The organism is Cupriavidus sp. CPT47-8839-RL05A (assembly GCF_058792255.1).
The window spans coordinates 98,663-125,513 of sequence record NZ_JBYTEG010000007.1 but is presented as its reverse complement, the minus strand read 5'-3'; the positions used below and the strand labels follow the sequence as shown (position 1 = coordinate 125,513).

Below are 26,851 nucleotides of genomic sequence, written 5' to 3'. Positions count from 1 at the left end.
CGGCTTGCATGGAAGCGCGCCTGCGGCCGGGGCGGCGATAGCGGCGCGCTTACTCCGAGTCGGGGATTGGCGCTCCCTGCACTTTGGGCGCCGGTTCGGCCCGCATGGCGTCTGCGGGCAAGAGCTTCAGGAAGGTGCGCGCGACCTCGGGAGCGCGGCAGGCGAGCCAGTCGTCCCACTGTTCACGCGGCACGATCACCACTGACCGCTTTTCCTCGCCCGGCTTGTGGAAGCGCTGCATCACCGGGTGCTGGGCCGAGTTGATGGTCAGCATGGTGAAGGACAGCGACTGGTCCGGCCAGCTGCGCCACAGGCCCGCAATGCCGAAGGCCGGCTCGCCGGGGAGCCAGACGCGCCAGCGCACCGGCTTGCCGGGCGGGCCGCCGGGCGCTGCATCTTCGGGATACGCAAACTCATAGAACGCCGTGGCCGGCACCAGGCACAGCTGGCCCTGGCGCCAGTAGCGCGCAAAGGCGGGGCGTTCGCCCACGGTCTCGCTGCGGGCATTGGTGGTGTCAAAGCGCCGTGCGCCGGGGGGGATGCGCGGGCGCGGCACCATGCCGAACGAGGCCAGTGCGCCACTGCGCGTGCCATCGTCCGCGGCGCGCACGATCGGCGCCGCGTAGTCCGGATAGGTTTCAGCCTTGTACAGCCCCGGCGGCGGTTCCACGCCGAAGATTTCGCGCAGGATCCGGCTCTGGACCGGGGCGTAGTTGGTGCACATGCGCTGTCTCCTGGCGGTGATGCCCGTATCGTCGGCGCCGGGCGGTGCCGCGTCAAGGGTGCCAGGAGGTGCGTCAGGGCTCACGGCAGGGATGGCAAAAACCGTCAGCCGCGCTGGCGGAATCGGTTATTGCCTGCTCCCGTGGCGCTCGCGCACACTCTTGCGGCAGCCGTTGCGCGCCGGCACCCCGCGCGCAGCGGCCACCTACCAAAAGGCACCAGCCGGAATACAGGAGACACCATGCGCGACTACGCCCAAGCCTTCGACGGATTTTCCTATGACGACGCCGTGGCACGGCAACTGCACGGCAGCCTGGAGGCAATGAACGCCTGCGTCGAATGCTGCGACCGCCACGCGCTGCCGGGCCGTATCGCGCTGTTCTGGGAAGGGCGCGACGGCAATTCGCGCAGCTGGACCTTTACCGAGCTGCAGGCACTGTCCGCGCAGTTTGCCGGCTTCCTGAAGGCGCAGGGCGTGCAGCCGGGCGACCGCGTGGCGGGCCTGCTGCCGCGCAATGCGGAACTGCTGGTGACGATTCTCGGCACCTGGCGCGCCGGCGCGGTGTACCAGCCGCTGTTCACGGCCTTCGGCCCCAAGGCCATCGAGCACCGGCTCAATGCGTCCGGCGCGAAGGTTGTGGTCACCGATGGCGCCAACCGCCCCAAGCTGGATGACGTGGATGGCTGTCCCGCCATCGTCACCGTGGCCGGCGACAAGGGCCGCGGCCTGGTGCGCGGCGACTTCAGCTTCTGGGCCGAACTGGAACACCAGCCGGCGTCGTTCGAGCCGGTGCCGCGCCGGGGCGACGACCCCTTCCTGATGATGTTCACCTCCGGCACCACCGGCCCGGCCAAGCCGCTGCTGGTGCCGCTCAAGGCCATTGCCGCGTTTGCCGGCTATATGCGCGACGCGGTCGACCTGCGCGCGGAAGATGCTTTCTGGAACCTGGCCGATCCGGGCTGGGCCTACGGCCTGTATTACGCGGTCACGGGCCCGCTGGCACTGGGCCATCCCACCACCTTCTACGATGGCCCGTTCACCGTGGAGAGCACATGCCGTGTGATCCGCAAGTACGGCATCACCAACCTGGCCGGCTCGCCCACGGCATACCGGCTGCTGATCGCCGCGGGCGAGGCCGTGTCAGGCCCGCTGCGCGGGCGGCTGCGCGCGGTCAGCAGCGCGGGCGAGCCGCTCAACCCGGAAGTGATCCGCTGGTTCGCCAGCGAGCTGGTCGTGACCATCCACGACCACTACGGCCAGACCGAGTTGGGCATGGTGCTGTGCAACCACCATGCGCTCGCGCATCCGGTGCGCATGGGCGCGGCCGGCTTTGCCAGCCCCGGGCATCGCGTGGTGGTGGTGGACGATGAGCAGCGCGAACTGCCGCCGGGCCAGCCGGGCACGCTGGCGCTGGACCTGAAGCGCTCGCCGATGTGCTGGTTCGGCGGCTATCACGGCACGCCCACCAGCGGGTTTGCCGGCAGCTACTACCTGACCGGCGATTCCGCCGAGCTGAATGACGACGGCAGCATCAGCTTCATCGGCCGGGCCGACGACGTCATCACCACCTCTGGCTACCGCGTGGGCCCGTTCGACGTGGAAAGCGCGCTGATCGAACACCCGGCCGTGGTCGAGGCCGCGGTGATCGGCAAGCCCGATCCGGAGCGCACCGAGCTGATCAAGGCCTTTGTCGTGCTGGACCCGCAATATCGCGCCGCGCCGGAACTGGCCGAGGCGCTGCGCCAGCACGTGCGCAAGCGCCTGGCCGCCCATGCCTACCCGCGCGAGATCGAGTTCGTCGCCGAACTGCCCAAGACCCCCAGCGGCAAGGTCCAGCGCTTTATCCTGCGCAACCAGGAAGTGGCCCGCGCGCGCGAGGCGGCCGCTGCCTGAGGCCTGAGCCGTTCCCGGACCGCTTCCTATAATGAGGAAGCGGTTGCCGGGCCCCGGCGGTGAAGGAGCCTGCGGTGCCGCGCCAGGCGCGCCTGCAGGCAGGGGCGCGCGTCTTCCATCTCCAGACCAATCGGGCGAGGCGAACAAAATGCAGAGTAGCGAAGCGGTGCTGACGCAGGCGCGCGCAGCCTTGGCGCATGTGCCTTATCAGGGTCATGTCCTCCATCCCACCATCCAGTTGCGGCTTTCCGACGGCGCGCTGATCCTGGAAGGCGAGGTGGCCGATATCGTCGACAAGACCAGGGCCGCGGCGACGGTACGGCGCGTGGACGGTGTAACCAGCGTGATTGATCACCTGCGCGTGGCCAATGGCGGCATGCAGGTAGGCGACGGCGAACTGCGCGACGCGGTGTGCGAGCGCCTGCTCAATGCCATCGATTTCCGCAATTGCAAGATCTGCGCGCGCGTCAAGGGCAAGCCCGAGGCCATGCGCGAAGCCGTGGGCGAACGCAGCGGCTGGATTGAAGTGGAAGTGCACGACGGCGTGGTCACGCTGTGGGGGCAGGTGATCAGCCTGTCGCACATGCGCCTGGCAGGGGTGCTGGCCTGGTGGTCGCGCGGTTGCCGCTGCGTGGTCAATGAACTGGTGGTAGCGCCCGCCGAAGCCGACCGCGACGATGAAATCACCGAGGCACTGATGCTGGTGCTGGAGACCGATCCCTTCATCGATGCCGGCCAGGTCAGCGCGCGCACCGAGAACCGCGTGGTGACGCTGGAAGGCTGCGTCGCCAGCGAGGACACGCGGCGCCAGGCCGAGCGCGACGCATGGTACGTGCAGGGCGTTGAGAACGTGGTCAACCACATCGCCTTGCGCACCTGAGCGCTGCCCTGGGCGCGGTCACTCCCCGGTGCCGCGCCGTACCGCGGCATCTTCCATGCGCCAGTAGCGCCGCCGCGCCCGCAGCGCAAAGCGGGCGCGATAGTCTGACATCGACATGCCGGTGGTGCGCTGGAACAGCCGCCGGAACGCGGCGGCGTCGCTGTAGCCGCAGGCTTCCGCAATGCCCTGCGTGCCGTGCAGCGTGACTTCCAGCAGCATGCGCGCGCGCTCCACGCGCAGGGTGTGCAGGTAGTCCAGCGGGCTCAGCCCCGTAACCTGGCGGAAATGCCGCAGCAGCGTGCGTTCGCTGACCGCGGCCGCCTGGGCCACCGCGGCCAGCTTGTAGGGCTCGGACACATGGTCCTGCAGCCATTGGATGGCGCGATACACCGGGCTGTCGGCGGTGCGGCTGAGCCAGCGTTGCGACACCAGTGCCGGCACGCTGCGCTGGCGCTCGGGCTGGAACAGCATCAGCCGCGACGCCGCCTGTGCCAGGTCCGGGTCGTGCAGGTGGCCCAGCACGCGCAGCATGAATTCCACCTGCAGCGCCGGCGCCACGCACGAGAACACACGCTGGTGCACGCTCATGGCCTGGTCGCTGCCCAGGTCGCAATGCGGATACTGGCGCATCATCCAGCTCTGGAACATCCAGGGCGCGCCGGTCCTGGCGCCGTCGAGCAGCCCCAGCTGCAGCGGCAAGACCATCCCCGACGAACACGCGGCGATCCAGCCGCCGGCCTGCGCATGGCGCTCAACCAGGCGCAGCGCCGCGGCATCGCGCTGCACGATCTCGCCCAGCTGCAGCGCGTTGCTGGCCAGCAGGGCGGGGATCACCAGCAGCGTGCGGCTGTCCGCGGCGCGGGTGCGCCGGGTGGAGGCCACCAGCCCCGGCAGGTCTGCCGCCAGCGTGCGCCCGTTGCTGCCGCACAGCTGCCAGCTCAGCGTGGGCGCGGCGTCGGGCCGCTGCAGGCTGGCGACGCCGGCCACGGTGCGGAGCACGTCGAGCGCGGTGAACAGGCTGCCCGGCATGGCTTGCGGCAACCATAGCAGGCGGACATGCAGCGGGATGTTCTGTGAAGGCGGCGTGATTGCGGCTGGCATGCCAGGGGGCGTGGTCGGGTGCATGAGCGAAGCGTGGGGGCAGGATGCCGTGGCGGGATCGGCATCCGGATTGGCGATATTGATCCTCCCCTAAGGTTCTGGCAAGGGCTAGCATCGTGCAGTTGTGCCGCGGCGCTGCCTGTGCGCCGAGGCATGGCACCAACAAGACCAATCCGAGGAGATTCCATGCCGTTTTCCGTCCGCCACGTTGCCGTTGCCGCCGCCCTGACGCTTGCCGGGGCCGGCACCCTGGCCAGTGCCGCCCAGCCCGATGCCGCGCTGCTGTCCGCCGCGCAGGCGGCCCAGCCCGCGCTGGTGCAGTCGCTCAAGGAGATGGTGTCGATCGAATCCGGCAGCGCCAACGCGAAGGGGCTGGCGCAGATGGCCGGCTATACCGAGAAGCGCCTGCAGGCGCTGGGCGCGAAGGTGGAACGCATGCCCGTCACCAAGGGCCCGGGCGCCATGGTCAAGGCCACCTTCACCGGTACCGGCAAGCGCCGCATCATGCTGATCGCCCACATGGACACGGTGTACCCGGACAACACCCTGGCCACGCAGCCCATCCGCGAGGAAGGCAACCGGCTCTACGGGCCGGGCATTGCCGACGACAAGGGCGGCATCGCCGTGATCCTCCATTCGCTGGAGATCCTGAAGAACCAGGGCTGGCGCGACTACGCGCAGATCACGGTGCTGTTCAACCCGGACGAGGAGGTCGGCTCGGTCGGCTCCGGCGAAGCCATTGCCGCGCTGGCCGCGCAGCACGACGTGGTGCTGTCGTGCGAGCCCACCGCGGCCAAGGACGTGGTCAAGGCCGAGTCGCTGCTGCTGGGCGCCTCCGGCACCGCCACCGCCACCATGCAGGTCAAGGGCCGCGCATCCCACGCCGGCGCCGCGCCGGAGCGCGGCCGCAATGCGCTGATCGAACTTGCCCACCAGTTGCAGCAGACGCGCGACACCGCCAGCCAGGTGCCGGGCTCGCAGCTGAACTGGACCCAGGCCCAGGCCGGCACGGTGCGCAACCAGATCCCGGAAAGCGCCGTCGCCTACGGCGATGTGCGCACCACCGCGGCCGGCGCCGCGGAGAAGCTGAAGGTGGCGCTGCAGGACAAGGTCAAGTCCAGCCAGCTGGTGCCGGAGACGCAGACCACGGTGACGATGGAAGAGGGCCGCCCGCCGTTCGTGGCCGACGCGCGCGGCCGCGCGCTGGCCAAGCGCGCGCAGGAGATCTACGCCGAGCTGGACGGCCGCACGCTGGCCCTGGCCGAAGGCACTGGCGGCGCCACTGACGCCAGCTATGCCGCGCGCTCGGGCAAGCCCGCGGTGGTGGAAAGCTTCGGGCTGGCCGGCTTCGGCTATCACGCCCGCGACGAGTACATCGAACTGGACTCGATCGTGCCGCGCCTGTACCTGATGACCCGCATCCTGCAGGATATCGGGCGCAACTGAGCCGGCGCGCCAGGCCTGCGTTGCCGGCGCCTGGTTGCCCCTCCCGGCAAGCTGCTACAGTGTCATGGCTGCCCGCATGCGGCGGCCATGACAAAAGAGACCTTGCAGGGGGAGACAGAGATGAACCGCAAAGGCTTGCTGGACGCGGCCACGGCACTGGAAGACCTGGCCGCCGGCCGCACCCCCGCACCCGCGCAGGTGGCCGCGGGCGCCGCCGCGCTGGAAAAAATCCACGCCGATTACCCGGCCTGGCGCGACGTGGGCGATGCCTTGTTTGGCCTGAAGGCGCTGGCCGGCGGCAGCGGCATGGCGCTGGACACCAAGGGGCGCCAGCGCGCCGGCCGGCTGGCCGATGTGGTGCGCAGCCTGCTCGACCAGATCTGAGGGGCCGTGCTCCCGGGAACCCGTTCTACAGCATCGACTCGATCGGCAGGATCGACAGGAACCAGATGCCAAGCCGGCGCCACCAGCTGGTGTTCGGCTCGGTGTCGTGGCGGATGACTTCGTCGTCGCGCCGTTCCAGCCAGTACAGCTTGCCGGTTTCATCGAGCTTGACCTGGTAGGCCGCGCGCGGCACCACGCTGGCGAAGGTGGATTCGATCCGGCCAGCCAGATCCGGGCTGTCGATGACGAAGCCCAGTTCGGTGTTGATCGTGGCCGAGCGCGGGTCGAAATTGAACGAGCCCACGAAGACCCGGGTGCCGTCGACGGCAAAGGTCTTGGCATGCAGGCTGGAGCCCGAGCTGCCAAAGGGGCCGGCGCGCTCTTCCTTCTTGCCGGGCGCGGCCGAGCGGCGCAGCTCATACAGGTCCACGCCGGCTTCCAGCAGCGCCTTGCGCCGCTTGGCATAGCCCGAATGCACGGCGGCCACGTCGGTGGCTTCCAGCGCATTGGTCAGCACGCGCACCGCCACGCCGCGCCTGGCCATGTCGGCGAAATAGGACGTGCCGCCCGTCGATGGCACAAAGTAGGGCGAGACCAGGTCAAGCTCGCGCTGCGGGTCGCCCAGGATTTCACGCAGCTGGTGCGCCACCAGGGTGTTGCGCGATGCCTCGCCGAGCGCCTTGGCCGGGTTGTCGCTGACCATGCGCGTTTTCGCCCACTGGAACCGCAGCGTGCCGTCCAGCATCCGCTGCACGTCAGGCAGGTCGCGCACCGCGGCCAGGTAGGCTGCGGCAGCGGGGGTCTGCTCGACTGCACGGGCCTTGCTGGCCAGCGCCTGCAGCCGTTCGACACTGACCGGCGGCACCAGCCGGTCCACCGGATAGGCCGACGCACTCGACCAGTAGCGGTCGAAATCGTGCGCCACGTCGCCGGCCGCGGGCCCGATGGCGATCACGTCGAGGTCGGCAAACAGCACGCCATCGGTGGCGCCGAAGTATTCGTCGCCGACATTGCGCCCGCCGATGATGGTGGCGACGCCGTCGGCGGTGAAGGACTTGTTGTGCATGCGCCGGTTCAGGCGCCGGAAATCAGTCAGGAAATTGAGCGCCTTGGGGTGGCGGATCACGAACGGGTTGAAGAGCCGCACCTCGACCTGCGGATGCGCGTCCATGGCCGCCAGCCATTCGTCCATGCCGGCGATGCCGTTGTCGTCAAGCAGCAGGCGCACGCGCACGCCGCGGTCGGCGGCTTCATGCAACGTTTCCAGCAGCAGGGTGCCGGTCAGGTCGTCGCGCCAGATGTAGTACTGGACGTCGAGCGTGCGCTGCGCGGTGCGCGCCAGATGCACGCGCGCGGCAAAGGCGGCGTAGGCATTCTCGAGCGGATGGATGCCGCTCAGGCCCGGATGGCCCGCCACTTCGCCGGCCACCGCCTGGCCCAGCGGCGTGGCCTGGGATTCGGCGGGCGTCAGCGCAAAGGATTCGGTGCGGTGATCCAGCGGCGGCAAGGCGCAGCCGCCGAGCAGGGCGGCGCAGCACAGCAGCAGCGAATTGGCGCGCAGGCGGCGGTGGGGGGCGAACGCGGCGTCTGTCGGCGATGGCATGGCGGGTCCTGTCGGACCCCTCGCGGGGGCCGATCGTTACGGCAATGCCGCCATGTTGCCATGCCGCGCGGGCCGCGGGCTTAATTACGCACCGGGAGCGGGAAGTGTTGGCGCGCCACGGGGCTCCGGCGCATCGCCCAGGCCAGGGACGATATACAGACGGGCGTGCTCTCCTTACGCCTTGAGGCGGCGGTCTGATGGCGCGGGCAGGAACTGGTCAGTCCAGATGTCCGCCACCGTCAGCGGCGCCTTGATGCCGAAGGCGCCGACGGTTTCATCCAGCGTTGCCTGCAGCCGTGCCGGCGTGGCCGCGCCCCAGCCGTCGCGCCGGGTGTCGGGCGTCTTCATGGTGCCGTCGACAATCAGGCGCAGGCGCTCAGTCTCCAGCGCCTGGTCGGCCAGCGGCTCGCGCGCCTTGACCGCGGCACCGCCCGCGGCGGGATCGGCAATGGCGTCGAGCCAGCCGCGGGTCGAGGCCTTGACGAAGGCCTTCATCACCTCCGGATCGGATGTCATGCTCTTGCGGTTGGCTACCAGCCCGTTGCCGTAGGACTTCATGCCGTAGTCCGAGAAGCGGAACACGGTGATCTTCTCTGGCCCCATGCCGCGCGCCTTCAGGTTCACCAGGCCGGTGAAGAAGAAGTAGGCGGCGGCATCGAAGTCGCCCTTGACGAAGCGCGTGTCACCGATATCGGGCGTGACGCTCTCCCACTTCACGCCGCCGGGGTCGAAGCCCTGCGCCCTGGCGAAGACCGGGAACAGCTTGCGCGAGGCATTGAACGGCTGGCCCAGGATGGACTTGCCGGCCAGGTCCGCTGGCCTGACGATGCCGCTGCCCTTGCGCACCAGGATCGCGTTCGGATTGAGGTCGTACTGGATGGCTACCGCCTTGAGCGCGGCGGACGGATTGGTGGTGTTGAATTCGATCATCGCCGCCAGGTCGGCCGAGGCGCAGTCATAGGCGCCGCCCGCGACCAGGCTGATGGCCGAAGCCGAGCCGTTGCCGGTATCGATGGTGACGTCCAGCCCGGCGTCCTTGTAGTAGCCGCGCTGGTGCGCCAGCAGGAACCCCGCGCCCGAGGCTTCCACCTTCCAGCCGAGATTGAACTTGAACTTCTGCAGCGAGCCCGCCGCGCGGACATGGGGCACCGCGAACGGGGCGGCGGCAAGCAGGGCGGTGGCGCCAGTGGCGCGCAGGAAGGAACGGCGACGCATGTCTTTCTCCGGAACGAATGTCACTGGACGATGCGTGCGCGGGCGGGTGGCGCGAGTGCGGAAGGCGAGCGTGGCCTCCCGGGACGCCGGCACCATGCCGCGCCGGCATGCGGCCAGGGCATGCGCGGGGACCGTGCACATCATCGGGAGCAATTTCCGGGCGGCGTGCCGCTGAACGCTTCTACTCCGCTGCGGTTTCAGCAGGATCCGTGCCGGGCGCTGCGCGGCGCCATGCACCAAGCCGTTGCCCCGAATGCGCCATCACGGCGCAAGCCCCGGCGCAATCGCTGCGATCCCGGTGCAAAACCCCTGGCCCGGAACCTGCATGACCTCGGGCAAGAGTAGAAGCGTTCACCATCCGCGCGGGGCGTCGCAGACGCGCGCCGGATGGCCGGGAATTGCCCTTGAAGTCCGTGCCCCGCGCCATCGCGCAGGCTGGCACAGGCGACCTCAGGAGCGCGTTGTCCCGGCGTGCGTTGCCATGGGTGGTCTGCCTGTGCCGGCGAGGGGCCAATCCCTGATCCGCTTTGCACAAGGAACACCATGAGCCAACCAGACACCGCCTACGCCCTGGCCGAACTCCATCGCGAATCGCGCATGGGCGCGTTCGGTTCGGAAACCCGCCAGCGCGAGATCCGCCGCATCGACCTGTCCGACTACGCGCGGCGCAAGCCGCAAATCGCTGACGAACTGTGGCAGGCATCGGTAGACGTCGGCTTCTTCCAGATCGCCAACCACGGCATCGACCTGGCCAGCGTGCGCGAAGCCTTTGCCATGACCGAGCGCTTCTTCGCGCTGCCTGACGCCGTCAAGGCGCAATACCCGCTGCAGAAGGCCAACAACGCCGGCTGGGAAAGCCGCGCGCAGGTGCGCCCCTCGACCGGCACCCCGGACCAGAAGGAGTCCTACCAGATCACGCGCCCGCACATGGCCGGGCTGTGGCCCGGCGATGACGAACTGGAAGGCTTCCGCGCCACCATGCTTGCCTTCGAGGCGCAATGCTGGGAGGTGGGCATGAAGGTGCTGTCATGCTTCGCCGGCAAGCTCGGCTTTGCCAGCGACTTCTTCACGCAGGCGCACGATCCGCGGGCGCCGGACTACCAGAGCACGCTGCGGCTGCTGCACTACTACGCGATCCCGCCCGAACTGCGCGACAAGCTGGAGCTCTGGCGCGCCGGTGCGCATACGGATTTCGACTGCCTGACGCTGCTGTTCCAGCGCCCCGGCCAGGGCGGGCTGCAGGTCTGCCCCGGCAAGGAGATGGAGGCGCAGGCATGGACCCCGATCGACCCGGACGAGGAAGTCATCACCTGCAATATCGGCGACATGCTGATGCGCTGGAGCGACGACCGGCTGCCGTCGAACTTCCATCGCGTGCGCAATCCCGCGCCGGATGACTACATGGGCCCGCGCTACAGCATGGCGTTCTTCTGCCAGGCCAACCGCGGTGCGATGATCGAAGGGCCGGGCGGCAAGTATCCGCCGATCAGCGCGGGGGATTACCTGCGGCAGCGGGTGAATGCGAATTTCAAGGGGTATTGAGGCGCGGAAGAATTTCCATGCCGACGGTTTGCTCCCCTCTCCCGCTTGCGGGAGAGGGAGAACCCCGACGGGTTCGCAGGAGTTCTTGGTTCGCTATTCCTACCTTACGAAGCCGCCACCACCCCGCAAGCGATCCGCCCGCCCGCATTACCGGTCGGCTGCGTCTTGTAGTCGTCCGGGTCCTTGTGTACCACCACCGCGCGGCCGATCACCCCGTTGGCGCCCGTGCCAACGGTCAGGTCCGGCAGCAGCATGCTGACGCGAACGTTGCCGCTGGCGTCCGCGGTGACGTTGTTCATGTCGCCGGCATGGTGGTCGGGCATGGTCATCTGGCCGTGGGGCTTGCCGGTCGGGTTGAAGTGGCCGCCCGCGCTCATCGCATCAGGCGCGGAGCAGTCGCCCTTCTCATGGACGTGGAAGCCGTGCACGGAGTTGGGCGGCAGGCCGGTGATCGCCGCGGTCATCATCACGCCGCCGGGCTGCTGCTGGAAGGTCACGGTGCCGGCGGTATTGGCGCCGCTCTTGGGCTGGAGCGTGGCCGTCGCCTTGGCGCTGCTGCCGGTGCTGGTGCTGGCGGCGGACGCGCTGGCCGCAGACGAGGAGGTCTTGCCGGAGCCGGCGCAGCCGGCCAGTGCAATGGTCGCGGCAATGCAGGCCGCCAGGGGGGTAAGCACTTGTTTCATCGGACTCCTCTTCTTGTCATGATTTCGGAAGAAACAGTATAGGCTGGCCGGCGCCAGGCCGATTTCCGGTTTTGTCCTACATACCGCACTAACTGCGGATACTAGCCAATCACGCCATCAGGCCGCGACCGCCAGCCGCTGCTGTGCCGCACCAAAGTGCGGGTGGCGCGAGAACAGGTCCGCCGCCCAGTTGACGAACACCCGCACCTTGGCCGACAGGTGCCGGTTCTGCGGATACATCGCCGAGATCGGCAGTTCTTCGGTCTGCCAGTCGGTCATGACCTCCACCAGCCGGCCGCTGGCCACATAGGGCTCGGCCATGGCGCGCGAGACCCGTGCCACGCCGTGGCCTTCCAGCGCGCAGCCCATGTAGACATCGGCATCGTTGGTGGAGATGGCCGACGGCAGCAGCACCTCGCTGCGCTCCATGCCGCGTGCCATGGGCCATGGCATTTCACGGCCGGTGCGGTTGGAAAGGAAATTGACCGCCTTGTGCTGGGCCAGTTCGGCCAGGTCGTGGGGGATGCCGAAGCGGTTCAGGTAGATCGGCGAGGCGTAGAACGCCAGTTGCACATGGCCGATGCGGCGAGCCACCATGGATTCCTCGACCGGCGTGCCCACGCGCAGCACCACGTCCACGCCTTCCTGCAGCAGGTCGATCGGCTTGCCGTTGATGGTCAGGTCCAGCTTCAGGTCCGGGTAGGCCTGGAAGAATTCGTGCAGGTGGGGCACCAGCACCAGCTGCGCCAGCCCCGCGGTGGTGTCCACCGACAGCGTGCCGCGCGGCGAGTTGTTCTGCCGCGTCAGTGACTGCTCCGCTTCCTCGACATCGGCCAGGATGCGCACGCACCGTTCGTAATAGGCCGCGCCGTCGTTGGTCACGCTGATGCGGCGCGTGGTCCGGTGCAGCAGCTTGACGCCCAGGTGGGTTTCCAGGTTCTGGATCAGGCGGGTCAGCGTGGCCTTGGGCAAGTCCATCGATTCCGCGGCGCGCGCAAAGCTGCCGACGTCAACGACCCGGGTGAATGCCTGCATTGATACGAGACGGTCCATGATGAGGTTCCGACGATAGATCCGAACGGCGTGCCGCGCGCGCTCGTGACGCACGTGGCCATGCTGGTTGTTGTTGTGGGGAGTCTGCCGGCTGGCTGGTACAGGGACTGCGCGCTGGCTGGGCGCGGGTTCCGGCATGGATTTCTGATCGGGCGCGCACCGGCCTGGCAGACCGCCGCGCGTGCCGAGAGCCGCAGTGAATCACAAAATCCAAGACCTTGTCATGCGTGGGGATATGCGGTTTCAGTGGCATGGCGGGGCGGTTTGCGATTATTCCAATCCCGGAACAGTGCATTGGCGATCTCTCGCTTTATCCCATCCTCGTCAATCACCATAATCCGTTGCATCGCAACACTCAAGCGCATTGTTTCCGTCGTGCGCCAACGCCATGTCCGAGAAGCCAGGCCAACGCCCTGATGCAGCCAGCGCCGCCTCTGCCCCCACGGCAGCCGGGCAGGGGCAGGTGCGCGTGGCCGAGCATACGGTGACCAGTGACGGGCGCGAGATCCTGGTTCGGGTGTGCTACCCGGCGGGCTATCCGGCGCCGGGCGCCGAGGGCGCCGCGCTGCTGCCCTGGCTGGTGTACCTGCATGCCGGCGGCTTCGTCGAAGGCGGCCTGGAACACGCATGCCATCTGGTGCAGGACCTGGCCACCACGGTGCCGGCGGTGGTGGTAACGCCGGCGTATTCGCTGGCGCCGGACCATCCGTTCCCGGCGGCGCCGGAGGACGCGCACAGCACGGTGCAGTGGGTGCTGCGCAATGCCCGGCGGCTGAAGCTGGACAAGGCCCGCTTTGCGCTGGTGGGCGAGGAGGCCGGGGGCAACCTGGCGATCGCGCTGGCGCAGATGCTGCGCGATCGCGGCACCGCGCAGCCGCGCGGGCAATGGCTGATCCGCCCGGTGACGGACCCGTGCCTGCAGCATGCTTCGTGCGCGGGGTTCGACGGCGGGCAGGTGCCGATGGACACCCTGCGGCGCCTGGCCGACAACTATCGCGACTACCTGCCGACGCCGGCGGATACGGTGCATCCGTATGCCGCCCCGGCGCTGGCCTCGCGCCTGGCCGGGCTGCCGCCCACGCTGGTCCAGGTGGCTGAATACGACGCGCTGCGTGCCGAAGGCGAAGCCTTCGCCGGGCGCTTGAGCAAGGCCGGCGTGCCGGCCCAGGCCATGATCATGCCCGGCGCCTGCGGCGACGGCGTGGAAGAGGCCCATGACAGCTGTCAGGCATGGGTCGACGAAGGTGCGCGGTTCCTGCGGCGATGTCTGGCCGCGGCCGACGATACCTCATCCCTGACTGAACGCCGCGCTGACGCCAACGCCAGCCGGCCTGGAGCCAAGCCCGCCGGCTGAGCCGCTCCAGACAACCGCCAGCCGGCTCTGTTTCGGCCAGAGCCAGGACCGCCGCAACACGCAAGCGGTCCTAAGTCCGACCATCAGTTTGGCCATGGTTCCGGTCCGCCCACGCGGACCGGCAGGCGGCGTTCGGCCATTTGCTTTTCCGGTTGAAGAAAACCCGATCCAGGAGTTTGAGAAATGCAGCAGCAGAAACGACGTACTTTGATTGCCCTCGCCATCGTCGTGGTGCTGGGCGCCGGCGTGGCCGGCTCGATCTTGCGCCCATGGCATGGCGGCGAAGCCCATGCCAACACCCCGCCGCCCGCGCCGGCGATTGAAGTGGCCGCCGTGGTCGGCCAGACCATCACCGAGTGGGATGAGTTCTCCGGACGGGTCGAGGCCGTGGAGCGCGTCGAGATCCGCCCGCGCGTCGGCGGCACCATTGACGCCGTGCACTTCCGCGAGGGCGCGCTGGTGAAGAAGGGCGACCCGCTCTTCACCATCGACCCGCGTCCTTATGCCGCGGAAGTCGCCCGTGCCGACGCCGCGCTGGGCGCGGCGCAGGTGCGCGCCGCCCATGCGCAGAGCGAACAGACGCGCGCGCAGCGGCTGCTGGATGACAACGCCATCTCGAAGCGCGAGTTCGACGAGCGCATCAACGCGGCCCGCGAAACCAGCGCCAACGTGCGTGCTGCCCAGGCGCAGCTGGAAACCGCACGCCTGAACCTGGCCTACACCCGCATCACCGCGCCGGTCGCCGGGCGCGTGTCGCGCGCCGAGATCACCGTCGGCAACCTGGTGGCTGCGGGCACGGCCTCGCCGGCCCTGACCACGGTGGTGTCGGTGTCGCCGATCTATGCCAGCTTCGAGATCGACGAGCAGAGCTACCTGCGCTACACCGCGCCGGGTGCCGGCGGTGGCCAGCCCAACCTGCCGGTCTACCTGGGCCTGGCCAACGAGGACGGCAATCCGCATGAGGGCAAGATCCAGTCGGTCGACAACCGCCTGGACCCGCGCAGCGGCACCATCCGCGTGCGCGCGGTGTTCCAGAACGAAGACGGGCGCCTGCTGCCGGGCCTGTACGCCAAGGTCAAGCTGGGCGGCGGCGCGCCGCATGCGGCGGTGCTGGTCAATGACCGCGCCATCGGCACCGACCAGGGCAAGAAGTTCGTGCTGGTGCTGGACAAGACCAACAAGCTGGTCTACCGCGAAGTGGAACTGGGGCCCAACCATGACGGCCTGCGCGTGGTGCGCAAGGGCCTGAAGCCGGGCGAGACCATCGTCGTCAACGGCCTGCAGCGCGTGCGGCCGGGCGATACGGTCCAGCCCAAGCCGGTGGCCATGGCCTTCCGCAGCGAACTGGAACCGCGCGGCAACGCGCCTGATCGCAAGCAGGCTGCGAGCGAGAAAGGCGAAGCCGACGTGAAGCCGGTGAGCTGAGTCATGCGAGCCGATGGTTTGCTCCCCTCTCCCGCTGAGGGGAGAGGGAGCCGGCCTGAGCGATGTTTGATTCCGTCGCTTATGGCAACCACGTGAACCCGCACACCCAGCGCCCCTAGTTTTTTTCGCTCCCAAAGCAGCAGATGGTGCCCGCCATGGCGGACCGCCAGGGGAGCGTTTTTGCAGAGACCAAGATGAATCTCTCTAAATTCTTTATCGACCGCCCCATCTTCGCGGGGGTGTTGTCGGTGCTGATCTTCCTGATTGGCGCCATATCGATGTTCAAGTTACCGATCTCGGAGTACCCGGAAGTGGTGCCGCCGTCGGTGGTGGTGCGCGCGCAGTTTCCGGGCGCCAACCCCAAGGTGATTGCCGAGACCGTGGCTTCGCCGCTGGAAGAGCAGATCAACGGCGTCGAGGACATGCTGTACATGTCTTCGCAGTCCAACAGCGACGGCCTGCTCACGCTGACCGTGACCTTCAAGCTGGGCACCGACCCGGACAAGGCCCAGCAGCTGGTGCAGAACCGCGTCTCGCAGGCCGAGCCGCGCCTGCCGGAAGACGTGCGCCGGCTGGGTATCACCACGGTCAAGAGCTCGCCGGACCTGACCATGGTGGTCCACCTGGTCTCGCCCAACGACCGCTATGACATGACCTACCTGCGCAACTACGCGGTGATCAACGTCAAGGACCGGCTGGCGCGCCTGCAGGGCGTGGGCCAGGTGCAGCTGTTCGGCTCGGGCGATTACGCCATGCGCGTGTGGCTGAACCCCGAGAAGATGGCCGAGCGCCAGCTTGCCACCAGCGACGTGGTCAAGGCCATCCGCGAGCAGAACGTGCAGGTGGCGGCCGGCGTGATCGGCCAGTCGCCGGCGCTGCCGGGCGCGGACCTGCAGCTGTCGGTCAATGCGCAGGGCCGCCTGAGCACGGTGGAGGAGTTCGGCGACATCGTCGTGCGCACTTCCGCAGACGGTGCCGTCACGTACCTGAAGGACGTTGCCCGCATCGAGCTGGGCGCGTCTGAGTACGCACTGCGCTCGCTGCTGGACAACAAGCCGGCGGTGGCCATCCCCATCTTCCAGGCGCCGGGCTCCAACGCCATCCAGATCTCGGATGACGTGCGCAAGACCATGGAAGAGCTCAAGCAGAACTTCCCGGACGGCATCGACTACAGCATCGTCTATGACCCCACGCAGTTCGTGCGCCACTCGATCGAGGCGGTGACGCATACGCTGTTCGAGGCCATCGCGCTGGTGGTGCTGGTGGTGATCCTGTTCCTGCAGACCTGGCGCGCGTCGATCATCCCGCTGCTGGCGGTGCCGGTGTCGATCGTCGGTACCTTCGGGCTGATGCATGCGTTCGGCTTCTCGATCAACGCGCTGTCGCTGTTCGGGCTGGTGCTGGCCATCGGTATCGTGGTCGATGATGCGATCGTGGTGGTGGAAAACGTCGAGCGCAATATCGAAGAGGGGCTGACGCCGAAGGAGGCCACCTACAAGGCCATGCGCGAAGTCAGCGGCCCCATCATCGCGATCGCGCTGACGCTGATCGCCGTGTTCGTGCCGCTGGCCTTCATGACGGGCCTGACCGGCCAGTTCTACAAGCAGTTCGCGCTGACCATCTCGATCTCGACCATCATCTCGGCGTTCAACTCGCTGACGCTGTCGCCGGCGCTGTCGGCACTGCTGCTCAAGAGCCATGACGCGCCCAAGGACTGGCTGTCGCGCTGGATGGATCGCGTGTTCGGCGGTTTCTTCAAGCGCTTCAACCGCTTCTTCGGCCGCAGCGCTGAAAGCTATGGCCGTGGCGTGAAGGGCGTGATCCGCCGCAAGGGCTCGGTATTCGGGGTCTACGCGGTGATGCTGGCGCTGACCTGGGGCGTGTTCCAGCTGGTGCCCAAGGGCTTTGTGCCGGCGCAGGACAAGCAGTACCTGGTTGGCTTTGCCAAGCTGCCGGACGGCGCCACGCTGGACCGCACCGAGGACGTGATCCGCAAGATGAGCGATATCGCGCTCAAGCATCCGGGCGTGGAATCGGCGGTGGCCTTCCCGGGCCTGTCGATCAACGGCTTCACCAACAGCCCGAGCGCCGGCATCGTCTTCGCCACGCTCAAGCCGTTCGAGGAGCGCAAGACCAAGGAGTTGTCCGGCGCGGCGATCGCGGCTGACCTGAACCAGAAGTACGCGGCCGTCCAGGATGCCTTTATCGCGGTGTTCCCGCCGCCGCCCGTGCAGGGCCTGGGCACCATCGGCGGCTTCAAGCTGATGATCGAGGACCGTGCGGCGCTGGGCTATGACGCGCTGTTCGAGGCCACCAACGCGTTTGCCGACAAGGCGCGCGCCACGCCAGAGTTGACCGGCATCTTCAGCAACTACCAGGTCAACGTGCCGCAGCTCGACGTCAAGCTGGACCGCGTCAAGGCCAAGCAGCTGGGCGTGCCGGTGACCGAGGTGTTCGACACGCTGCAGACCTACCTGGGCTCGGCCTATGTCAACGACTTCAACAAGTTCGGCCGGACCTACCAGGTCAAGGTGCAGGCGGACGCGCCGTTCCGCGCCCATGCCGAGGACATCCTGCAGCTGAAGACGCGCAACGCCGCCGGCGACATGGTGCCGCTGTCGTCGCTGGTGCAGGTCAAGCAGGGCTTTGGTCCGGACAGCGTGGTGCGCTACAACGGCTTTACCGCCGCCGACATGAACGGCGGGCCCGCGCCCGGGTTCTCGTCGGGCCAGGCCCAGGCCGCGGCCGAGCGCATTGCCGCCGAGACCCTGCCCAAGGGCATGAAGTTTGAATGGACCGAGCTGACCTACCAGGACATCCTGGCCGGCAATGCGGGGGTGTGGATCTTCCCGCTGTGCGTGCTGCTGGTGTTCCTGGTGCTGGCTGCCCAGTATGAAAGCCTGACGCTGCCGCTGGCGGTGATCCTGATCGTGCCGATGAGCCTGCTGGCGGCGATGACCGGGGTGTGGCTGACGCAGGGCGACAACAACATCTTCACGCAGATCGGCTTCATCGTGCTGGTGGGCTTGTCAGCGAAGAACGCGATCCTGATCGTGGAGTTTGCGCGCGAGCTGGAGCATCACGGCCGCACCGTGGTGCAGGCCGCGATCGAAGCCAGCCGCCTGCGCCTGCGCCCGATCCTGATGACCTCGTTCGCTTTCATCATGGGCGTGGTGCCGCTGGTGATCTCCACCGGCGCCGGCTCCGAGATGCGCCATGCCATGGGCGTGGCGGTGTTCGCGGGCATGCTCGGCGTGACCTTCTTCGGGCTGTTCCTGACGCCGGTGTTCTATGTGGCGCTGCGCCTGCTGGCCACGCGCGGCCAGCGCCGCACGGCCACGCAAGAGCAGGGCGCGCAACTGGCTGCATCGGCTGAATAATGGTGATCAACATGAATGCCCCTGCATTTTCGACAACAAATTGGCTGCCTAAGCTGGCGACCCTGGCTGCAGCGCTGATCCTTGCGGGTTGCTCGCTGGCCCCGACCTACAAGGTGCCCGAAACGGCCACCGTGCCGGCCTTCAAGGAGGCCGAGGCCGCCCAGGCCGAAGGCGCGCAATGGAAGACCGCGACGCCGGCCGAAGGCCAGCATCGCGGCGACTGGTGGAAGATCTTCGGCGATGCCGAGCTGGACCGCCTGATCGACGCGGCTGGCAGCTCCAACCAGGATCTGGCGATTGCCGCTGCCCGCCTGAAGCAGGCACGGGCCTTCACGGGTGCCACTGAGGCGGACCTGTACCCGCAGCTGAGCGTGGGGCTGGACCCGACACGCGCACAGCCGTCGGCGGCCTCGCAAGGCTTGCCTGACGGCACGCGGGTGCCGCCGCAGACGGTGCTGAAGGCGCGCGCCTTCGCCAGCTATGAGCTCGACCTGTTCGGCCGCGTCGCGTCCAGCGTCAACGCCGCCCGCGCTGAAGGCGAGGCCGCGGAGGACCTGTACCGCTCGGTGCAGCTGGCGCTGCAGGCCGACGTGGCGCAGGCGTACTTCGCGCTGCGCACGCTGGACAGCGAGCGCGACCTGCTCAACGCCACCATCAGGCTGCGCGAGGATGCGCTGTCGCTGCTGAAGAAGCGCTATGACGCCGGCGAGACCACCGACCTGGATCCCGCCCGTGCCGAAGCTGAACTCGGCACCGCGCGCGCGGACCTGGCCGGCATCGAGCGCCGCCGCGCCAACCAGGAGCATGCGCTGGCGGTGCTGACCGGCGTGCCGCCGGCGGCATTCTCGCTGCCGGCGCGCCCGTTCGACGCCGCGCCGATCGCGATTCCCGCCGGGCTGCCGTCCGAACTGCTGGAGCGCCGCCCCGACATCGCCGCGGCCGAACGCCAGATGGCCGCGGCCAACGCGCGCATCGGCGTGGCCAAGGCGGCGTTCTTCCCGCGCATCACGCTGACCGGGCTGTTCGGCTTTGAATCGGCGGACCTGTCGAACCTGTTCAAGTGGTCGTCGCGCACCTGGGCGCTGGGGCCGCTGATCGGCTCCACCATCGCACAGACCGTGTTCGATGGCGGCCGCAACAGCGCCAACCTCGCCGGTGCCCGTGCCGCGCACGAGGAATCCGTGGCCGGCTACCGGCAGACCGTGCTGGTGGCGTTCCGCGAGGTGGAAGACAGCCTGGCCGACGTGCGCTGGCTCAGCCAGCAGGCCGGCGCGCTGGACGGCGCACTTGGCGGCGCCCGGCGCGCGGCGCGGATCTCGCGCAGCCGCTATGACGCCGGCGCGGTCGATTATCTGACGGTGATCGATGCCGACCGCACCGTGCTGCAGTCGCAGCGCGAGGCCAACCAGGTGGCCGGCCTGCGCGCTGCGGCAACGGTGTCGCTGATCCGCCGGCTGGGCGGCGGCTGGGGCCCGTTGCCGGAGACGGTGGCGGCCGTGCCGGCGCCGGCGGCCGAGGGCGCGCCGGCATCCCAGGCCCGCTAAGCAGCGCGGGACTGGCGCGATGCTTCCCAGTCACTACACTGGAAGCATCGCGCCATGCGTACAGGATGCACGGGGGCGCCCCGGATGCATCCTGTCCCGCCGCCATGCTTGTTCGACACAGGAAACCGTTCTGGGGACTGATCTTCGCCGCGATCACCGTGGGCATGCTGCTGGCGCCGCTGCCATGGTCCGACCGCACCGCCATCCATGACGAGGTGGTGATTGCGCGCCCGCCAGCGCAGGTGTTCGACTACGTGTCCACGCCGCTGCACTGGCCCAAGTGGCATCCGGCCTCGCTCGGCGTGGCGGGAGCGACCGACCATCCGCTGGGGCAGGGCGAGCGCGTGACCGAGACCTTCATGGTGGCGCAGCGCGGTGGCGCGGTGGTCTGGACTGTCATCGAAAGCCAGCGGCCGCGCACATGGTCGATCGAAGGCGTGGCCGAAGGGCGCAGGGTCGGCACCATCACCTACCGGCTTACGCCCGCCATGACGCCGTCGCTGACCCCGTCGGCCGAACGCACGCGCATTGAGCGGGAATTCCGCTACCGGTCGCCTACGCTGCTCTTCGCCCTGATCAACCGCCTGACGCTGCGCGAGCGCGTCCAGGCCGAGTCCACCGAAGCCGTGCGCCGGCTCAAGGCGCTGCTGGAGACGCAGCCGCCGCCATAGCGCGCGGCGACGCCTTGCGTGGGACACCGATCCGGCCTAAGTTGGAGCCATCCCTCAGTGCGTCCAGCGAGGCCAGTATGCCGTTCCAGCTGCAATCGACCGCATTCGCCCCGGGTGGCGAGATTCCCGCAGAGCACACCTGCGAAGGCGCCGATATTTCCCCGCCGCTTGCCTGGACCGGCCTGCCGCCCGGCACGGCCAGCCTGGCGCTGATCGTCGACGACCCCGACGCACCCGACCCCGCCGCGCCGAAAATGACCTGGGTCCACTGGCTTCTCTACAACCTGCCGTCCCATGCCGAGGCGCTGCCGGCGGACATCGGCAAGGCCGGGCTGCCCGCGGGCACTCGCAACGGGCTGAACGACTGGCACCGCGCCGGTTATGGCGGCCCGTGCCCGCCGATCGGCCGGCACCGCTACTTCTTCAAGCTGTATGCGCTGGACGTGGCGTTGCCGGACCTGGGGATGCCTGACAAGGAGGCGCTGGAGCGGGCGATGCGGGGCCATATCCTGGCCAGCGCAGAGTTGATCGGCACTTACCAGAAGCTGCAGCGCTAGGCGCGGTGCGGCCGGAGGCTACGTCATGTCGCACCGAATGCTCCGCCTCGATCTCCGTGGGCCGTGGTGGCGACTGGCGGCGGCCGGGGCGCTGGCACTGCTGGCCGTGGCGGGCCCGGTGCGCGCCCAGCCACATGAATCCGGCCCGATCACCATCGGCGGTTCGGCGCAGGTGCAGGGGCCGCTGACGGTGCACGGCAAGCTGGTTGTCGCCGGCCACGTCTATGCCAGCGGCCCACTCACCGCCGCGTATTTCACCGGGCCAGCCACCGCGCGGGGGCTGCCGTACGGCGGCGGCTATCTCAAGGTCTTCAACGGCCCGGTGACGGTGCATGGCGACATGCTGGTCAGGGGCGACCTGAGCGTGGCCGGCCCGCTGACCGTGGACGGCCCCATTGCCGCCAGCGGCGGCATCGATGCCGACGGGCCCATGCGCGAGCGCGAATACGGGCGCTGACAGCGCGCACCGGGCGCAATGCCGGCATTGCCTGCCGGTGTTGCACAATACCGGCTTTGCAATTCTTGCATCGACCGGGGACACCGCATGGCAAAGCAGGGCGCACTGGGCCTGAAGGGCATCGCATTGTTCGAGGCAGGCAAGGGCTTGATCGTGATCGTTGCCGGCCTGGGCCTGGCCGCACTGCTGCACCGCGACGCCCAGGCGCTCGCGGAAGCCATCATCCAGCGCCTGCATGTCAATCCGGCCAGCCGCTATCCCACCATCTTCCTGTCCTTGCTTGCGCATCCCGACAACGCCCGCCTGTGGGCCATCGGCGGCTCTGCCACGGTCTATGCGCTGATGCGCTTTGCCGAAGCGTACGGGCTCTGGCGCGGGCTTGCATGGGGCAACTGGATCGGGGTGTGGTCCGGCGGCATCTACATTCCGCTGGAACTGTACGAGGCCCTGGTCCACCCCAGCTGGCTGCATGGCACGCTGGCGGCAGCCAACCTGCTGGTGGTGCTTTACCTGGCGCGGGGGCTGCTGGCGAAGTCGACCACCAGGGGGTCGTGATCCGATGAACGGTAGGGGCCGGGCGCGTAGTGGCCCGACACCGCAGGCGCACCCGGCGCCGGGGCGTAGGAGAAGGCCGGAGGCTCGTCGGCATTGATATGCCAGGCATGCACGGCCAGGATATGCCGGGCCGCGGCGGCATCGGCAAGCACATGATCGAGATAGCCGGCCTGGCCGTTGTAGACGTAGCTGTACGCCGGCTTCCCGGCGAATTCCGCAACCATGTCGGCATAGCCGCGGCGCGCCAGCACGCGCACGGGGTCTTCCATGGCATAGCTGTTCAGGTCGCCAATCACCAGCACGCCCGCGCCGGATACGCCCGTCGGCGTCGCGCCCAGCCATTCGGCCAGCGCCTGGGCAGCCTGCGCGCGCGCGGGATTCCAGCAACCCTGGCCATCGCCCTGGTCGGCCTGCGCGCCGGTGGCCTCGGTGCAGGTCTTGGATTTGAAATGATTGACCACGACCGTGACCGGCGTGCCGCCAGCCGCCGCGCGGAAGGTGCCGGCCAGCGGCTGGCGGCTGCGCTCGCCCAGCCAGGTGGTGGCCGCGCGCCCGGCCGGCACGGCGGTGCGGGCGTGGTACAGCAGGCCGACCGCGATGGCATCGCTGCCAAGCGCCGGCGTGCCGGGATCGAGCACGCGCCAGTCCGGCCCCAGCCGGCTGGCCAGCTGGCGGATCGCGCTGTACTGGCCGTAGCCGTCGTTTTCTACCTCCATCACGCCGATCACGTCCGCATCCAGCCCCCGCAGCGCGGCGAGCAGCCTGGCTTCCTGGCGTGCCAGCGCCTCGGTGTCCTGCGCGCCGCGGTTGCCGGGAGCATCGAAACCACCGCCCTGGCCGTCACCGTTGAAGTAGTTCTGCAGGTTGAAGGCGGCCACGCGCAGCGTGGTGGCCGGATGCCGTGGCGGGGCGCCGCGGCGCGGGTTGGTGGCATGGAATACCGGCGCGCTCGCTCCGGGCACCGGTCGCAGGCGCCACTGCCCGTGGCGTTTTTCCAGCACCCCCTGCACGCCGCTGACCGTGTCTCCGGCACGCACCGGGTGGTCGGCGGCCAGGCGCGGTGGCGGGTAGGGCACCACGGCGGGATACTGCCGCGTCGAGCCATCGTCAAGCAACAGCCGGTTGCGGGCGTTGGCGGCGGCGGCTTGCCGCGCGGCCGTTCCCGGCAGGGCCTGTTGCGTCGGCGCGATGGGCCGGCCGTCGCTCAGCGCCAGAGTGCCATAGCGACCAAGCTCATGGGTATCGGCAACCGTCAGCGTCTGGGGCAGGCGCACCAGCATGCCTTCACGCGCGGCAAGATCGGATTCGCCCGCGACCGGCAAGGTCAGCGTCTGCGGCGTCACCGCCATGCTGCGTGCGCACACCGCCAGCGCGCCGGACAGCACCAGCTGCGTCTGCCCGAATTTCTCTTCGACCCTTCCGGACACGCGCACCATGTCGCCGGCGCGTGCCGTGGTGCGTGGCGCATAGACGAACAGACCTTCCGACACGCCGGGCCGGTGCAGGCGTTGCGCGTCCGCGGCCTGCAGGAAGAAGCCGCGCAGGCCGCCATCACCGCTGAAGTCCGCGGTGACGACGGCCTCTACCTCCACCACGCTGCCCGCGAGCGGCGACGCCGCCGCGGCACCCTGGATCTCGGCGATCGGCGTCGCCGGCGTGCCGCATGGTTGCGATGCAGCATGCGCGCCCGCCAGGCAGGTCAAGGCTAGGGCGGGCAAGACGGCCCGGGCGAGGTGGCGCTTGCGCAGGGACGATCGCATGGCGTTATCGGCAGGTAGTGGCAGGGTGGACGATGCTAACCGCCGCATGTAACGGAATGCTTGCAGCAGGCATGTGGCCCCGCGATCGTGCTAAGGTAGCAGACACCCGCCGGTGCCCCGGCATCTACTCCATTGGTAAAACCGTCATGATCAAGGAAATCGCACAACTCACCATCAAGCCCGGCATGGACAAGCAACTGGAGCAGGGCGTGAGCCAGGCCACGCCGCTGTTCCTGCGCTCGCGCGGCTGCCACGGCGTGCAGCTGTTCCGCTCGATCGAGCAGCCGGAACAATACACGCTGGTGGTGGAATGGGAGACGGTGGACGACCATATGGTCCATTTCCGCGAATCGCCCGAGTTCCAGCAATGGCGCGCCCTGGTCGGTGAAACCTTTGCCGCGCCGCCTAATGTGCACCATGTGGCCAAGGTCCTGTAAGCGCACGCCATGAGCACCCGGCCGGAACGTCCCCGCCATTTCTCGATGCTGCGCGAGCTGCAGCTGGCCGATGTCTTTACGCTGGGCAATGCGGCCTGCGGCATGGGGTCGGTGTTCTTCGCCATGTTCTACGTGGCCGACCAGCAGTTGTCGCATTTCTACACGGCGGCGGCATTGGCGCCGCTGGCCTTTATCTTCGACGTGCTGGACGGCCGCATCGCGCGCTGGCGTCATGCGCATTCGGCGCTGGGCCGCGAACTGGATTCGCTGGCCGACGTGATCTCGTTCGGCGTCGGGCCGGCCACGCTGGCCTTTGCCGCCGGCATGCGCGGCGGCTGGGACCTGGCCGTGCTGATCTACTTTGTCTGCTGCGGCGTCAGCCGGCTGGCGCGCTTCAACGTCACCGCTGAATCGCTGGCAGAGGGCAGCGACAGCGGCAAGGTCGCCTACTTCGAAGGCACGCCGATCCCGACCAGCGTGCTGCTGACCGCGGTGCTGGCATGGTGCGCCTGGCAAGGCCAGCTTGGCGGCGAACTGCCGGGCGGCGCGTGGGTGCTGGGCCCGGCGGTGCTGCATCCGCTGGTGCTGCTGTTCGCGCTGTCGGGCACGCTGATGGTCAGCAAGACGCTGCGCATTCCCAAGTTCTGAGCCGCCGGCGGCTTCGCTTCCGGCGGCCCCTTGCTGCGGGCCTCAGGCAGGCGCCGCATTTCCCGCCTCAGGGCCTGCTGGCCGCGTGATGACCTGCCCGTTGCGCGCCCCGCTGTGCGCGCCGTGCTGCCAGGTAATGGCGCCGTTGACGATCACGGTGTCGATGCCTTCGGCTGGCCGGGTGGGGGTTTCGTAACTGGCGGCATCGCGCACGTTGGCCGCATCAAAAACGACGATGTCGGCATGATTGCCCACGGCGAGCGTGCCGCGCCGGTGCAGGCCGAAGTTGCGCGCCGTCAGCCCGGTCATTTTCCAGACCGCCGTCTCCAGCGGGAACAGGCCGACCTCGCGGCAGTAGTGCCCCAGTACGCGCGGGAAGGTGCCCCACAGGCGCGGATGCGGACTGGCGCCGACGGGGATGCCGTCGGAGCCGATCATGGTTTCGTCGAAGGCAAGGATGCGCTGGACGTCGTCCTCGTCCATCTGGAAGTAGATCGCGGTGCCCGGCTGCAGGCGGCGCGCGGCTTCGTCCTTGGGCACGCCCCATTCCCTGGCGATGTCGTCGAGATCGCGGCCCGCGCATTCGGGGTATGGCTCGCTGGCGGCGATCAGCACCCGGCCGTCGAGCATGCCGCTGTCGGTCCGGATCATGGTGGAGCCGGCCGTGTATGGGTAGCAGTCGAGCGACACGCACTGGTGCTTCATGGCCTCGCGGATAAAGGGCAGGGTCACCTGGCTTTTGCCGAAGTTGGCCTGCCTCTGCACCTTGTGGTGCGACACCACCACCGGTACGTCGAGCTCGCGGCCGATGCGGAAGGTCTCGTCGAGCGAGGCCATGACGTGGTCGGACTCGTCGCGCATATGCGTGACATAGAGCGCCTTGCGGGCACTGAGCGGCCGGCAGACTTCGATGATCTCCACGGTCGTCGCCATGGCGGCGGGCGGGTAGAAGGTGCCGGTCGACACGCCGATCGCGCCGGCCTGCATGGCCTCCTCGACCAGCGCCTGCATGGCGGCGATCTCCTTGGCATCGGCTGGCCGGTCCAGCGCCGCCATGGTGACCGCGCGCAAGGTCGAATGCCCGACCATGGCGGCTACATTGACCGAGCTCGGCATGGTGCGCAGCGCGTCCAGGTAAGCGGCGAAGGTGGTGAAGCGGCCTTGCGCCGGTGTGTCGATCAGGCTCAGCGGCATCGGCAGATCCATATCGGCACGCAGCGGCGCGGCGCTGATGCCGCAGTTGCCGGCGATCACGGTGGTGACGCCCTGCGAGACCTTGAACGGCATGGTGGGTTGCGACAGCACCGCCTGGTCATCATGCGTGTGCGCGTCGATGAAGCCTGGGGCGACGATCAGGTCCGTTGCATCCAGCACGCGCTCGGCCGTGTGCCCGGCGAGGTCGCCGATCGCAGCGATGCAGCCGTCGCGCACGCCGATATCGGCGCTGAAGCGGGGTGCCTTGCTGCCATCGATCACCGTGCCGCCAGTGATCAGCAGGTCATAGTGCGGGGCGTGTGCAGAGGTGGGGTCGGACATGGG

23 protein-coding genes are annotated in these 26,851 nt (G+C 68.6%); 15 read left to right on the top strand and 8 right to left on the bottom strand.

The genetic code is table 11. The features are described 5' to 3' along the window. Positions 1-49: 49 nt before the first annotated feature. Positions 50-724: an SOS response-associated peptidase gene (locus AC3WVS_RS10390; protein WP_492318559.1), complete on the bottom strand. Its 675-nt coding sequence runs from the start codon at positions 722-724 to the stop codon at positions 50-52. Positions 725-964: 240 nt separating this feature from the next. Here AC3WVS_RS10390 and AC3WVS_RS10385 point away from each other — a divergent pair, with 240 nt between their 5' ends. Together AC3WVS_RS10385 and AC3WVS_RS10380 are read left to right on the top strand one after the other, a co-directional pair. After that, on the top strand, positions 965-2,617 hold the full coding sequence (locus AC3WVS_RS10385; RefSeq protein WP_492318558.1) for an AMP-binding protein: 1,653 nt from the start codon (positions 965-967) through the stop codon (positions 2,615-2,617). Positions 2,618-2,765: 148 nt separating this feature from the next. Beyond that, the gene (locus AC3WVS_RS10380) at positions 2,766-3,497 is read left to right on the top strand and encodes a BON domain-containing protein (RefSeq protein ID WP_035822196.1); all 732 of its coding nucleotides are present in this window, start codon (positions 2,766-2,768) and stop codon (positions 3,495-3,497) included. Positions 3,498-3,515: 18 nt separating this feature from the next. Here the strand turns inward: AC3WVS_RS10380 and AC3WVS_RS10375 are convergent, their stop codons facing one another. Then, positions 3,516-4,598 (bottom strand): GlxA family transcriptional regulator, encoded by a 1,083-nt coding sequence (locus AC3WVS_RS10375; protein ID WP_492318557.1) that lies wholly within the window; start codon positions 4,596-4,598, stop codon positions 3,516-3,518. Between the two features lie 186 nt (positions 4,599-4,784). On the opposite strand from AC3WVS_RS10375, the gene AC3WVS_RS10370 reads away from it, so the two are divergent. Then, positions 4,785-6,044 carry a M20/M25/M40 family metallo-hydrolase gene (locus AC3WVS_RS10370; RefSeq protein WP_492318556.1) on the top strand — a complete coding sequence of 420 codons (1,260 nt, stop codon included), beginning with the start codon at positions 4,785-4,787 and terminating at the stop codon, positions 6,042-6,044. Between the two features lie 120 nt (positions 6,045-6,164). Then, positions 6,165-6,428, top strand: coding sequence for a hypothetical protein (locus AC3WVS_RS10365; protein ID WP_010812450.1), 264 nt, complete (start codon positions 6,165-6,167; stop codon positions 6,426-6,428). A gap of 25 nt (positions 6,429-6,453) precedes the next feature. Here AC3WVS_RS10365 and AC3WVS_RS10360 read toward each other — a convergent pair whose 3' ends face one another. Further along, positions 6,454-8,031 (bottom strand): phospholipase D family protein, encoded by a 1,578-nt coding sequence (locus tag AC3WVS_RS10360; RefSeq protein WP_492318555.1) that lies wholly within the window; start codon positions 8,029-8,031, stop codon positions 6,454-6,456. Between the two features lie 174 nt (positions 8,032-8,205). Next, on the bottom strand, positions 8,206-9,246 hold the full coding sequence (locus AC3WVS_RS10355; RefSeq protein ID WP_439669935.1) for an ABC transporter substrate-binding protein: 1,041 nt from the start codon (positions 9,244-9,246) through the stop codon (positions 8,206-8,208). A 543-nt stretch (positions 9,247-9,789) separates the two neighbouring features. Here AC3WVS_RS10355 and AC3WVS_RS10350 point away from each other — a divergent pair. Then, entirely contained in the window at positions 9,790-10,788 is a 999-nt protein-coding gene (locus AC3WVS_RS10350; RefSeq protein WP_492318554.1) for an isopenicillin N synthase family dioxygenase, read from the top strand. 104 nt (positions 10,789-10,892) lie between these two features. Here the strand turns inward: AC3WVS_RS10350 and AC3WVS_RS10345 are convergent, their stop codons facing one another. Next, on the bottom strand, positions 10,893-11,471 hold the full coding sequence (locus AC3WVS_RS10345) for a superoxide dismutase family protein (RefSeq protein ID WP_492318553.1): 579 nt from the start codon (positions 11,469-11,471) through the stop codon (positions 10,893-10,895). A 117-nt stretch (positions 11,472-11,588) separates the two neighbouring features. After that, positions 11,589-12,524, bottom strand: a complete 936-nt coding sequence (locus AC3WVS_RS10340; protein WP_492318552.1) for a LysR family transcriptional regulator — start codon at positions 12,522-12,524, stop codon at positions 11,589-11,591. A 388-nt stretch (positions 12,525-12,912) separates the two neighbouring features. Here AC3WVS_RS10340 and AC3WVS_RS10335 point away from each other — a divergent pair, with 388 nt between their 5' ends. From AC3WVS_RS10335 to AC3WVS_RS10300, 8 genes are all read left to right on the top strand, one after another. Next, complete coding sequence (locus AC3WVS_RS10335; protein WP_492318551.1) at positions 12,913-13,878, top strand: alpha/beta hydrolase; 966 nt, start codon at positions 12,913-12,915, stop codon at positions 13,876-13,878. A gap of 183 nt (positions 13,879-14,061) precedes the next feature. Beyond that, the gene (locus AC3WVS_RS10330; protein WP_492318550.1) at positions 14,062-15,303 is read left to right on the top strand and encodes an efflux RND transporter periplasmic adaptor subunit; all 1,242 of its coding nucleotides are present in this window, start codon (positions 14,062-14,064) and stop codon (positions 15,301-15,303) included. A gap of 194 nt (positions 15,304-15,497) precedes the next feature. Beyond that, a complete protein-coding gene (locus tag AC3WVS_RS10325) occupies positions 15,498-18,683 on the top strand; it encodes an efflux RND transporter permease subunit (protein ID WP_492318549.1) in 3,186 nt (1,061 codons plus the stop codon). 11 nt (positions 18,684-18,694) lie between these two features. Beyond that, positions 18,695-20,227 carry an efflux transporter outer membrane subunit gene (locus AC3WVS_RS10320; RefSeq protein WP_492318548.1) on the top strand — a complete coding sequence of 511 codons (1,533 nt, stop codon included), beginning with the start codon at positions 18,695-18,697 and terminating at the stop codon, positions 20,225-20,227. Between the two features lie 104 nt (positions 20,228-20,331). Then, positions 20,332-20,898: an SRPBCC family protein gene (locus AC3WVS_RS10315; RefSeq protein WP_492318547.1), complete on the top strand. Its 567-nt coding sequence runs from the start codon at positions 20,332-20,334 to the stop codon at positions 20,896-20,898. Positions 20,899-20,975: 77 nt separating this feature from the next. Then, positions 20,976-21,455 carry a YbhB/YbcL family Raf kinase inhibitor-like protein gene (locus tag AC3WVS_RS10310; RefSeq protein ID WP_492318546.1) on the top strand — a complete coding sequence of 160 codons (480 nt, stop codon included), beginning with the start codon at positions 20,976-20,978 and terminating at the stop codon, positions 21,453-21,455. Positions 21,456-21,480: 25 nt separating this feature from the next. After that, positions 21,481-21,912, top strand: coding sequence for a hypothetical protein (locus AC3WVS_RS10305; RefSeq protein WP_492318545.1), 432 nt, complete (start codon positions 21,481-21,483; stop codon positions 21,910-21,912). Positions 21,913-21,999: 87 nt separating this feature from the next. Beyond that, positions 22,000-22,467 carry a DUF2127 domain-containing protein gene (locus AC3WVS_RS10300; RefSeq protein ID WP_492318544.1) on the top strand — a complete coding sequence of 156 codons (468 nt, stop codon included), beginning with the start codon at positions 22,000-22,002 and terminating at the stop codon, positions 22,465-22,467. Here AC3WVS_RS10300 and AC3WVS_RS10295 read toward each other — a convergent pair. After that, the gene (locus AC3WVS_RS10295) at positions 22,419-24,227 is read right to left on the bottom strand and encodes an ExeM/NucH family extracellular endonuclease (protein WP_492318543.1); all 1,809 of its coding nucleotides are present in this window, start codon (positions 24,225-24,227) and stop codon (positions 22,419-22,421) included. The two genes, AC3WVS_RS10300 and AC3WVS_RS10295, sit on opposite strands and share 49 nt — an antisense overlap. A 146-nt stretch (positions 24,228-24,373) precedes the next feature. Here AC3WVS_RS10295 and AC3WVS_RS10290 point away from each other — a divergent pair, with 146 nt between their 5' ends. Continuing rightward, on the top strand, positions 24,374-24,664 hold the full coding sequence (locus AC3WVS_RS10290; RefSeq protein ID WP_492318542.1) for an antibiotic biosynthesis monooxygenase family protein: 291 nt from the start codon (positions 24,374-24,376) through the stop codon (positions 24,662-24,664). A 9-nt stretch (positions 24,665-24,673) separates the two neighbouring features. After that, complete coding sequence (locus tag AC3WVS_RS10285) at positions 24,674-25,312, top strand: CDP-alcohol phosphatidyltransferase family protein (protein ID WP_011617023.1); 639 nt, start codon at positions 24,674-24,676, stop codon at positions 25,310-25,312. A gap of 42 nt (positions 25,313-25,354) precedes the next feature. Here AC3WVS_RS10285 and AC3WVS_RS10280 read toward each other — a convergent pair whose 3' ends face one another. After that, positions 25,355-26,848 (bottom strand): N-acyl-D-amino-acid deacylase family protein, encoded by a 1,494-nt coding sequence (locus AC3WVS_RS10280; protein ID WP_492318541.1) that lies wholly within the window; start codon positions 26,846-26,848, stop codon positions 25,355-25,357. Between the last annotated feature and the right edge of the window lie 3 nt (positions 26,849-26,851).